The following is an 11,161-nucleotide window of genomic DNA, read 5'->3' as shown; positions in this document are numbered from 1 at the left end:
ACGGCCTCAGGCTGCTGCAACCAGCTCGGTAATCTTGTCGATCACCTGATCGGGCGTAACGCCCTGCGACACTGCCTCGTAGCTGAGGATGATCCGGTGGCGCAGGCAGTCGTGGATCACCGCGCGCACGTGGTCGGGCGTCACGAAATCGTATTCATCGAGCCAGGCGCGAGTCCGCGCGCAACGATCGAGCGCCAGGCTGCCGCGCGAGCTGGCGCCGACCTGTATCCATTTGCTCAGCGGTTCGCCATAGCGCCCGGGAAAGCGCGTCGCGTAGATCACGTCGACCATGTACTTCTGAACGAGGTCCGAGACGAAGATGCCGTCGATCTCACCACGTGCGTCCAGGATCGTGTGTTGCGGGATCGGCGGCGGCTCCGAGGTGTGGTCCTTCGGTGCTTGCGCGTTCTCGGCGCGATTGAGCCGGATGATCTCGCCCTCGGATGCCTCGTCGGGGTAAGTGATGACGACATGCATCAGGAAGCGGTCGAGCTGCGCTTCGGGAAGCGCATAAGTGCCTTCCTGCTCGATCGGGTTTTCGGTCGCGAGCACCATGAAGAGGTCCGGCATCTTGTAAGTCTTGCCTGCAACCGTGACCTGGCGTTCCTCCATGGCCTCGAGCAGCGCGGACTGCACCTTCGCCGGAGCACGGTTGATCTCGTCAGCCAGCACGAGGTTGGCGAAGATCGGTCCCTTCTGGAACTGAAACTGGCCGCCCTTGTCGGTCTGGACGTAGATCTCGGCGCCAGTCACGTCCGACGGCAGGAGGTCGGGCGTGAACTGCACGCGCGACAGATCGGCGGCGAGGTTCTTCGCCAGCGTCTTGACCGCGCGGGTCTTGGCCAGACCCGGGAGACTCTCGATGAGCAGATTACCGTTGGCCAGGAGGCCAATCAGCATGCTCTCGACCAGATGATCCTGCCCCAGTACGGACTTTCCGATCCGTGACTTCAGCTCCAACACGGCGTCGCGGGCGGGCGAGCTCTTGGAGGATTTTGGCTCTGTCACAGCTCTCAACTGATTCATGCGAAGATCGGCGTTGCTGTCGATGAGAACGAGCCCCAGCCGCCTGGCTCGGCGGCGGGGCTCATGTGCTTGTCGCGCTATTTCGGTGCCGTCTTGTCGAGCGTTTTCATCAGCCCCTCGACCATCTGGTCGATGCTGAAGCTCGCGGAGCGCTGGCTCGGCGGATATTCCTTGAAGGTCTGCAGAAACGGCGCCACCCGCCAGGTACCGTACTGGATCAGATAAGCATTCTTGGCGAGCCAGTCGTAATACTGGTCGGAGACGACGTCGGCCCGCTCGAGCGGGTCCATCCGCAGGTTGAAGACCTTCGGCGCCCGCAGACAGGTGAACGGATTGGCCCAGACTTCGAATCCGCCGGGCTTGCGCTGCTCGCAGAACACGATCTTGAAGTCGCCGTAGCGATAGGCAAAGACTTCGCCATCATCATTGAGATAGTAGAAATCGTTTCGAGCCGATTTTCCCTGGCCCGTCAGTAGCGGCAATTGGTTGTACCCATCGAGATGCACCTTGGCGGACTTGCCATTGAGGCTCGTTCCCTTGAGCAGCCGGTCCTTGATGTCGGTATCGCCGGCTGCAGCCAGCAGGGTCGGGAACCAATCAAGGCCTGAGATCATCTCGTTGGAGACGTCGCCGGCCTTGATGCGGCCGGGCCAACGAACCATGGCCGGAATGCGCCTTCCCAATTGGTGTCTTTTTCGCTGCGGAACGGCGTCGTTGCGGCATCCGGCCAAGACCATTGGTTCGGGCCGTTGTCGGTGGTGTAAACGACAATCGTATTGTTGGCGATGCCTAGCTCGTCGAGCGTCTTCAAGAGCTTGCCGACATCCCCGTCATGCTCGATCATGCCGTCCGCATAATCGTTACCAGGCATGCCGCTCTGTCCCTGCATGGACGCGCGCACATGAGTAAAGGCGTGCATGCGAGTCGTGTTCATCCAGGTGAAGAACGGCTTATTCGCCCTCGCCTGCCGCTGCATGAAGTCAATCGCGGCCGCCGTCGTCTCGTCGTCGACCGTCTCCATCCGCTTTCTATTGAGCGGGCCGGTGTCCTCGATTTTTCCGTCGGCGGATGCTTTGAGCACGCCGCGCGGGCTGTTGCTCTTGGTGAACGTCGTATCGTTCTTGGGATAATACGGGCGCTCCGGCTCCTCCTCGGCATTGAGGTGGTAGAGGTTGCCGAAGAACTCATCAAAGCCGTGTTTGGTGGGGAGATACTCGTCCCGATCGCCGAGATGGTTCTTGCCGAACTGGCCGGTCGCGTAGCCGAGCGGCTTGAGCGCCTGTGCGATGGTCACGTCGCGATCCTGCAAGCCAACCGGCGCGCCGGGGATACCGACCTTGCAAAGGCCAGCGCGCAAGCAGACCTGTCCGGTGATGAACGTGGAGCGGCCGGCCGTGCAGCTGTTCTCCGCATAGTAGTCCGTGAACATCATCCCTTCATTAGCAATACGATCAATGTTCGGCGTCTTGTAGCCCACGACCCCGCGCGTATAGGCGCTGATGTTCGACTGGCCGATGTCGTCACCAAAGATGACGAGGATGTTGGGCTTTGCCGTACTGGGCTGCTGAGCAACTGCGGGCGATCTGACAAGGGGGGACAGGCTCGTCGCGATTAGGGCCGCTGCGAACAGACCACGAAGCAGCGGTCTCCGGCCGCTGTCGATCGGATTTGCTTTAGCGTCGGCCTTGTCTTTGACGTCGTGGCTCATGTGACATTCCCTATGTGGCCGACGGCCCTTTATGATAGTGGAGACTCGGGCGACCTCACCACGCACCGAAATCCGACATGGCTGGTCGAGGTATCGACCGGCTCAGCGTGGCGCGCCGCGGGGCGATAGCGGCGGCAATAGTTCGGCGCGCAGAGATGCGAGCCGCCCTTCAAGACTTTGCGCGGGATGCGGATGTCGGGTTGACATGGATCAAAGCTCGCCTCCTCGCGGCCGCCGCGGGGATTTCTGGGAATGCAGCAGGGCTTCGCGGCGTCGGCGGCATGCTTTGACGACCACCAGTCCGAGGTCCACTCCCAGACATTGCCGATCATGTCGTGGAGGCCGTAGCCGTTCGGCGGGAAAGCCATGACCGGCGAGGTACGCTCGAACCCATCCTCGCCGAGATTCTGGACGGGGAATTTGCCCTGCCAGATGTTGGCCATGTGCTTGCCGCCCGGCATCAGCGCATCCCCCCAGGCGAACTCCTCGCCGTCGAGGCCGCCGCGCGCGGCGAACTCCCATTCCGCTTCCGTCGGCAGCTCCTTGCCGGCCCAGCGGGCATAGGCGGCCGCATCGCTATGGGAGACATGCACGACCGGATGGTCGTCGAGGCCCTTGATGTTGCTGCCGGGGCCGTAAGGATGACGCCAGTTGGCGCCGCGCATGAAGGACCACCATTGGCTCCAGTCGGTGAGATCGGTGATGCGCGGCAGCGGCTCGAACACCAGCGAGCCGGCGTAGAGCATCTCCTTCAGCGCGCCGGGATAGTCCTTGGGGTCGGGAACGATCTGCGCCTCGGTGACGTGGCGGGTCGCGTTGACGAATTGTTTGAACTGCCGGTTGGTGACGGGGGTGCGGTCGATCCAGAAACCGTCGACGGAGACGCGGTGGCTCGGCGCCTCCTCGGGATAATGATGGTCGGATCCCATACGGAAGGTCCCGCCGGGAATGAAGACCATCTCGCCGGTCTTCACGTCGTCCGGCAACCACTCGCAGTGATCCGTATCCGCCCGCAGCATCGTGGAAACTCCGATACGAGTATTCCACCCGATACTATGGCGCGGACTTCAGCAGGCGTCGACGGGAGTAGATTGCCCGGCATTCTGGACGCATTGTCTGGTCCCCTCTTCTTGGCGCCGAGGGTGCGAGATGGGTGTCGTAGACTTGCGTCAGCATCTCTCCCTCTTTTGCGAACATTCTTCGAGTGCGCGGCAACACTATACCGCCTGCCCCACCCCGCGGTTCGCAGAGCGATCGTCGCCGGTATCGCCTAGGTTGCAAATGGTATCCGAAGATTGGATGCCCGTGATGTGCAGTTTGTGCCAAGACGTCGCGCCGATCGGTGAGGCTTAACGACACATGTCGCAAATTCCTCAATTCACAGCGTCATGTGGTGCACAGCTCGCGTTAAAATCGGTGATAATTTACCTCAAAGCGCGAACTCGGCTTGTCGTACCCACTTCGCGTTGTGGTGGTATTCGGCCGCCGCCTGCCGCAGAATTGTCGCGCTTGAGTAACAGGGTGCAGCCATGGGCCAATTCCTTCTGGTTGATTCGCGTAAGCTCGACGGTTTCGAAGGTCTTCACCAGGCCGTTCACGGCTCGCACGTCGATGTCATGCAGCTCGGGCGCGGGCGATTGCGCGGATCGCTGTCCCATGTCGGCATCGGCGATTTCTCGCTCAGCATCGGCACCTTCAGCGTCGGCATGCGTACGCAGCGTGTCTCCAGCGACGACAAGCTGATCATCGGGATGCTGCTCGCGGCCGAAGAGCGCGTCACCCACTGGTCCTTCGACATGCGTCTCAACGACGTGCTCGTGATTCCGCCGCTGCTCGAGCATGACGGAATCTTTCACGGTGCATCCGCTTACGCCGCCATGCGCTTCGACATCAACGAGGTCGCATCGCTGTTCGGCGGCGAAGCGAGGCTGAGCAATCCCGACACCTGGCGCAGGCGCGACCATTTCCGGGCGGACCCCAATAGCGGCGCGATCGCCGCCCATCGTCTGGTCCGGATCATGTCACATCTGCGCACCTACAGGAGCGGCCTGACGCCCTCGACCGCCGATTTCTGGAGGCGATCGATCGTCGAATGCATGGCGGCCAACGTGATGTCGTCGCTACCGCCCGACGACACCGGCTGGCTGCCTTCGGCAAGGCGGCTGATCCGCCGGGTCGAGGAGTATCTCGACGAGGCCGGCACGCGCCCGGTGCATGTCTCGGAGATCTGCGCCGCTCTCGGGGTGTCGCGCCGCACCCTCCATCGCGCGTTCCAGGAGGTGTTCGGCTTGGGCCCGGTCAGCTTCCTCAGGCACAAGCGGCTGTGCGCCGTACATTCCATTCTGCATGAGAGCGTTCCCGGCTCGACGACCGTGGCCGCTGTCGCCATGCAGCAGGGCTTCTACGAGCTCGGGCGGTTCTCGCAGTATTACCATGCGATGTTCGGGGAACGTCCGTCGCAGACCCTGGGAGGACGAACTGTCCCTCGCCTGAGGGTTCAACCCTCTGAGCATGAATTATAGGCGCCTGGTTCGGCTGTGCCGGGGGACAGCTATGGTCCGACCGATTCCCTCTCAGCCGGCCGACTGCCCAGCCGTGCACCGGGCCCAACGCGGCGGCCGCGGGGTGTGTTAAGCAATTACAACGCAAGCAAAGCTTTGAGTTTGCTGGATTTTGGCTCCCCGCAGCCACAAGCCTCCCCCTCGCCCGCCCGACATACTCGGCCGCTCTAAAGAATCAGAGCCATCGGGCGCGTTTGAAACGCAGGTACAGCACTGTGCAAAGCAGGATGATAACGCCCACGACGACAAAATAGCCGTATTGCGTCTTCAGCTCGGGCATATTTTCGAAGTTCATGCCGTAGATTCCGGCGATCGCGGTGGGCACGGCCAGTATGGCGGCCCAGGCGGCCAACTGCCGCGTGATCACGCCCTGACGCTGCTGCTCCAATAGATTGCTCACCTCAAAAACCGACGTCAGAACATCTCGCAGGGAGTTCACCATCGCTTCGACGCGCCGCACATGGTCCAGGACGTCCTGGAAATAAGGACGAGCGTTGGAGTCAAGACACGGCGTCTCGAGGTGCACGAGCCGGCCACAGACCTCCGTCATCGGGCCGATAATTCGCTGGAAGCGGATCAGCTCTTGGCGAAGCCCGAAGAGCCGTTTGACGTCCGCGCGGCTAAGAAAGCTGTCGAGAGCGCTTTGCTCCATGTTGAGAACGCGTTCCTCGATCGTCTCGACCACCGGAAGATAGCCGTCGACGATAAAGTCGAGGATGGCATGGAGAACGTAGTCGGGGCCATAGCCCAGCAGGCTGGGGGCTGCTTCGAGCTGGGCGCGGAGATTGCTATGCGCGCGCGCCGAGCCATGCCGAACCGTGATGATGAAATTCTTCCCGACGAAAATTGCGGTTTCCCCATAGGCGATGCGGTCATGCTCGAGATGGGCGGTGCGTGTCATCACAAACAGCTGGTCGCCATAAACGTCGACCTTCGGCAATTGGTTCGCTTTCAGCGCATCTTCAATCGCAAGAGGATGAAGCCCATAGTTCTTCTCGAGCTGTTCAAGCTCTCGTTCCGGAGGCTCGAATAACCCGATCCAGACAAACTCGGATTTGCCCTTGCAATCGATAGGCTCGTCCAATGAAACGGCTTTTGCCTTCTTGCCATGACGATACAAATGGGCTGCTACGACGCTCACAACGAGCTTCCTCCAAACTTGTCGAGCGGTGTGCACCACCCCGTCACCTTAGATCGCCTGCCTTCATTTTGTTGCAGGCTTGGAGCGCGGGATGGTTCGGATTCAATCTGACGGTCGGGCATCGCGTTTGACCCGCGCATGTTGACGGTCAAGCACCAAGGCTAAGATGCGCACAACGACGTCGATCTGCGCATCCGGTGACGAAGGGCGATCATCAGGGTCGAATGCGAGTCCAACGACGGCATTCCTGCCTTCGTCCGTCTCCACGGGCCAGAAATCAAAGCGGGAGGCCAGATTGGGGTAGATGCCACTGCGTATGACAGTTCCAGTCGCCAGGGACGATCGTGCCGCCTCCAACTCGGCCTCCTGCGGCTCCACGTCTCCGACTTGCTCGAGGGAAACCACCCTGCCCTCCGTAACGAGCATCACGATGACGGGAACCTGGAAGAGCGTGGCCAGTGCCCGGGACGTAACCGAGACGATCGTCTTCGTATTGTCGGCCGCGACGACATCACGGCAATAGCCTTGCAGCAAGGTCGCGCGCCTTCTTGACAGCCTCGCTTCGGTCGCCCTCTGCTGGGAGGTGAAGGCAACTGCACTCACGATGACCCCGACGACGAACAGCAGCCCAATCGCCCAGATGTTCGCGGGGTCATCGACCGCCAATGAGTAGCGGGGCTCGGTCAGGAAGAAATTGAATGCCAGAGCACCTAGTGTCGCCGAACAGAGTGACGGACCGAGGCCGAGACTCACCCCTGCGATGATCACTGGAAGTACGAAGATAAGCGACAGGTTGGGGATAGTGACGCTGCTGTCAATACCGACAGCGATGACCGTCGCGGCGGCGGTCATGGCGATTGAAGCAAGGTAGCGCGCCAGTTCGGATGCTACCGGCCCCAGAAGGGGCTCGGCATCAGGCGCCGGCGTGATGTCCTGCGGCAGCTTCGATTCAACATCCGTCACCACTTGAACTCCCGCCTGGCAGGCGACACGCGTCGGCCGAAAAGCAAGCCCGTCAGAGTGCGCTCGCAGCGCTGATGGCTAACCGAGCATACAACAACTCCATCCACATGTGTGCGCATGAAAGGCAGATTCAACGTCGCGCGAAGCGCGCCGCCGCCTAGACTGTCAGGTATTTGATTTTCCGATCGGCGGCTGGTTGAGGCAGTGCCGCGGGTCAGCCATGAGCGCGCGATCATTCCCGTCGAGGGCGCGAAGAGGTGATCGACCGCGTGGGGGGAGAGACAGACTCGGCCAGATATTTCGCACGCCATTTCGGCCCTGGGCCGCGCATGTAGTGATTTTCCGGCCGGTATCTGGCGGACGGTCCGTACCAGGCCGGAAACAGGAACGTCATCAGCACCTCAAGGGCGCGATAAGTGAGTAGCATCAGCCTAGCGAACGATTCCCTTGCCATATTGCCCCCGAAGATTCGCCAGACGCCGCCGATACCCGCGTTCGCACTCTTGGGAGTGAGATCGCGGGTCAATCCGGAATGAATTGGTTCGATCCTCGAGGCAGACCGGCCGCGATGGAAATCGCCACCTCGCCATCCTGGCCTCCACGAACGGATATCGCAGGGAAGCATGATGTGGGTGATCGGATAGGAAATCGAGATAGCCCGGCGTCCGCTCATATAGGCGCCGCATAGTGGGCACGACAGCCCGAGAGCCGGAGTTCATCAGTTGCCGTCGCGAGCAACGGCAGACGTTTGGCGGCCATGACGGTCGTCGCAATGCTGGCAAACGGTCGTCGGCCGGCGGTGCGCTAGTTCTTCTTCTTGGACGCCTTTGCCGCATCAGTGGCGCGGGCGCCGCCCCAGGGATCGTACTTCTCGTCAGGCACCGGAATCCTGTCCAGCGCGGCCTTGTAAGCCTTCTCGTCGACCTTTGGGCGGCGCTCTTGGCTTCTCATCCTGGTGACGGCCGCCGTCGCGCACATCATCCATCGCCTGTCGGAGGCAACGATCAACCGTCCTGGTGCAGGCAGCAGTGCGGAGCCCGACCTGAGATCGGTGACGGCACGAAGCGCCTACATGCGCAACGAACGTTGACCGCGCCTCAACCTCGTCCCGATCCTATGCCGTTCCTATGAGATAAGCCTGCCTGTCCCCTCGAAATCATACTGGCCGCGAACGATATTGGTCGCGCCATTCAGGGCAAATTCTCGTTCCAGTGCGCCCGCGCACCCACTGTAAGGAGTATCTTCGTGCTCCACCCCGCTCCCTTCACCGATCGCGATCAAGTGGTCGAGACCATGATCTCGCTCACCCATCTGTCGAATCTCAATCGCGCGATCGTCGCGGGCCGTGGTAGCGCCGAACTCTATCAGGCGCTGCGCCAGCGCGGCTTCACCCGAATTGGAATGCCCTCCATCTTCTTGCGCAAGCCGGCCTTTTCCGTCGGCCTCATCACCGTGCAAGACATGTTCAGTGAGTTCGAGTTGGCGCTGTCCCAGATCGCACCATCTCTCGGCACGACCGCTGCAATCGCGGTGCTGATCAAGTCGAACGAGGCGGGCTTCGCGCTCAAGGTCCGCAAGAAGCTCGAACAGCTCGGCTTCCGAATCGAGGCCGGGGTCAGATGCCGTCAGGGCTTCGTGATGTCCGCCTACCGGCAGGATTCTGCCCAGATGAAACGGGCGGCCTGAAACGCGGAGCTGCGGCTGATTCCGTCTATATGAGCTTCCTATGCGGCGACGCCGCAGGCGCTCTCGCTTTCCTACATCCAGCACGTCATCATGCTGCAGCAGGCACGTTGCGGCGAACGATCGCGATGTATTGGGAGCTTTATGACGTCGCCCTACTACCTCGCCATGGCCGCCTTGTTGGGCCTGGTGACAACGTCCTCCCCCCTGATCGGCGCGGCGATCGGACTTCACGCCCCCTTTTCAAAGCGTCCCCTAGCCTGCCTGCTCGCCTTTGCCGCCGGCTCGCTGATCTCCGCGCTTGCGATCGAGTTGGCCTATGAAGGCGCGCAATCGCTCCATCATCAAGGCTTCAGTGCCCGAACCGCGTGGGCCTTCGTCAGCACGGGATTCGCGGCCGGTGCGGTCATCTACTATTTCGCCTCGCTGTTCCTGGAGAAGAGAGGCGCGGCCGTTCGTTACGTGACGCAGTTCCGTGAGTTTGCGCTGGCGCGCAAGCATGCGGACACCAGCGAGCGCATCCGGCTTCTGTCCAGCTCCGACTTGATGCGGCATCTGCCGCCAGAGGACATCGAGCCGATCCTGGAGAGCATCAGCGGAAAGAGGCTGGCGAACAGAGAAATCCTGTTCCGCGCCGGCGACGAAGCCGACGCGCTGTACATCGTGGCGCAAGGCAAGGTGGAAGTTCTGAACGGCGCGACAGCGGATACCCGCAGCGCGCCGCTCGCGGTGCTCGGCGAGGGACACGCGTTCGGAGAAATGGCACTGCTCAGCGGCGGCCCGCGCACTGCGACCATACGCGCCACGGAGGACACCGAGTTGCTTGTGATCGCCAAGGCCGATTTCCAACGGCTTGTCGCCAGCGATCCTCGTCTCGCCGGGGCCGTCACGCGGATCAGCCATCAGCGTGCGATCAGCAATCTCAGCAAGGGCGGCACTGATGCCACGATCTGGGCCAAGGTCGCCAGCGGCAGCCTGGACCTCAATCGCCATGAGGCCGGCGAACTGCTGACCACGACAGCCAAAGGCGCCGGCATGGCCATCGTGCTCGGCAACATCCTCGATACCATCCCCGGCTGCCTGGTCATCGGCGCCAAGTTCACGAGCTTCGGCAATTTGTCCCTGACCCTGATGCTCGGCATGTTCCTCGGCGGCATTCCGGAAGCTGCCGCCAGCGCCTCGATGCTGACCAAGGCCGGGTACCGTAACGCCGCAATCTACGGCCTTTGGTCGACCGTCCTCATCGCCGGAATTCTCGCCGCCGCAGCCGGAAAAGCGTTCATTGGAAATACCGAGGCCCTGGCGGCGATCTTCGCCCAAGCGGTCGCCGGCGGTGCCGTGCTCGCACTGGTCGCCCACGCCATGATCCCCGTCGCCCTCGCGGAAGGCGGCTCGCTGGTCGTCCTGCCCACGGTCGGCGGCTTTCTGTTCGCCCTCTATCTGGCGCTGGCGGAGACGCTAGTCTGATGCTTGTGGGCGCTCAGCGTTAGGCTGGCTCGATGGTATCCGGGCGGAAGCGTGATTGGCGACCAGCAGGAACAGGCCACCGCCATCGGCCAATTTCAGGTCCGTCGATTCGGCCTTGGCCTCGCGAATGGCGGCATCAGAAAGCGCGTTCCGGAACCTCATGGCCCCCCCCCCCCCCGCGATTGAGTGACCATCCGATTCCGCATCGGATGACATCGAATTTGGGGGTATCCTGGAGGGGTCTCGCGGGGGGACAAGACCGTACCCCACAAAGTACCCCCAAACGTGCCGAATGGCGACGAACACGGATGGACGAGATAGAACAGAAGAGGACAGCAAAAAGCCCTGATTTTTCCAGAGCTTATCCGCAATCTTTGTTGAATCTTGGTGCGTTTGAAGAGGCTTGGAAACAGCCTGATGGCTCCCCGGGCTGGATTCGAACCAGCGACCATCCGATTAACAGTCGGATGCTCTACCGCTGAGCTACCGAGGAAAAGGCGAACCAGTCGTTCGCGCGCGGCTGCGTATAACAAAGCCGCTTGCGCTTGCAAAGGACGAATTCGCGATCCTGCACAATGCGCCGAGGTAGGGCCGCCGCCCCTCCCCGGGCTC

Annotated in this window: 8 protein-coding genes, 1 tRNA gene and 1 pseudogene; 3 read left to right on the top strand and 7 right to left on the bottom strand. The window is 61.7% G+C overall.

The genetic code is table 11. The annotated features are described in order from the left end of the window. Positions 1-6: 6 nt before the first annotated feature. The 3 genes and pseudogenes from QJT78_RS06335 to QJT78_RS06325 all read right to left on the bottom strand — a co-directional run bounded on the left by QJT78_RS06335 (position 7) and on the right by QJT78_RS06325 (position 3,753). On the bottom strand, positions 7-1,026 hold the full coding sequence (locus QJT78_RS06335) for an AAA family ATPase (protein WP_049807709.1): 1,020 nt from the start codon (positions 1,024-1,026) through the stop codon (positions 7-9). Between the two features lie 77 nt (positions 1,027-1,103). Beyond that, positions 1,104-2,734 (bottom strand): annotated as a pseudogene (locus tag QJT78_RS06330) (arylsulfatase). A gap of 29 nt (positions 2,735-2,763) precedes the next feature. Next, entirely contained in the window at positions 2,764-3,753 is a 990-nt protein-coding gene (locus QJT78_RS06325) for a formylglycine-generating enzyme family protein (protein ID WP_028147586.1), read from the bottom strand. A 510-nt stretch (positions 3,754-4,263) separates the two neighbouring features. Between QJT78_RS06325 and QJT78_RS06320 the strand changes: the two genes are divergently transcribed. Then, on the top strand, positions 4,264-5,256 hold the full coding sequence (locus QJT78_RS06320; RefSeq protein WP_028147587.1) for a helix-turn-helix domain-containing protein: 993 nt from the start codon (positions 4,264-4,266) through the stop codon (positions 5,254-5,256). A 214-nt stretch (positions 5,257-5,470) separates the two neighbouring features. Here the strand turns inward: QJT78_RS06320 and corA are convergent, their stop codons facing one another. The 3 genes from corA to QJT78_RS06305 all read right to left on the bottom strand — a co-directional run bounded on the left by corA (position 5,471) and on the right by QJT78_RS06305 (position 8,350). Continuing rightward, a complete protein-coding gene (gene corA, locus QJT78_RS06315; RefSeq protein ID WP_038943735.1) occupies positions 5,471-6,436 on the bottom strand; it encodes a magnesium/cobalt transporter CorA in 966 nt (321 codons plus the stop codon). Between the two features lie 102 nt (positions 6,437-6,538). After that, a complete protein-coding gene (locus QJT78_RS06310) occupies positions 6,539-7,399 on the bottom strand; it encodes a DUF4118 domain-containing protein (RefSeq protein WP_049807711.1) in 861 nt (286 codons plus the stop codon). An 804-nt stretch (positions 7,400-8,203) separates the two neighbouring features. Then, positions 8,204-8,350, bottom strand: coding sequence for a hypothetical protein (locus QJT78_RS06305; RefSeq protein ID WP_155257714.1), 147 nt, complete (start codon positions 8,348-8,350; stop codon positions 8,204-8,206). A gap of 294 nt (positions 8,351-8,644) precedes the next feature. Here QJT78_RS06305 and QJT78_RS06300 point away from each other — a divergent pair, with 294 nt between their 5' ends. After that, on the top strand, positions 8,645-9,085 hold the full coding sequence (locus tag QJT78_RS06300) for a hypothetical protein (protein WP_038943734.1): 441 nt from the start codon (positions 8,645-8,647) through the stop codon (positions 9,083-9,085). A 141-nt stretch (positions 9,086-9,226) separates the two neighbouring features. Further along, the gene (locus QJT78_RS06295; protein WP_028147591.1) at positions 9,227-10,549 is read left to right on the top strand and encodes a cyclic nucleotide-binding domain-containing protein; all 1,323 of its coding nucleotides are present in this window, start codon (positions 9,227-9,229) and stop codon (positions 10,547-10,549) included. 418 nt (positions 10,550-10,967) lie between these two features. Here QJT78_RS06295 and QJT78_RS06290 read toward each other — a convergent pair. After that, positions 10,968-11,042, bottom strand: a tRNA-Asn gene (locus tag QJT78_RS06290). Positions 11,043-11,161 lie beyond the last annotated feature (119 nt).

Source organism: Bradyrhizobium sp. Mp27 (assembly GCF_029953005.1).
GTDB classification, from domain to species: Bacteria; Pseudomonadota; Alphaproteobacteria; order Rhizobiales; family Xanthobacteraceae; genus Bradyrhizobium; species Bradyrhizobium barranii.
This window is presented reverse-complemented; position numbering and strand designations above follow the sequence as displayed.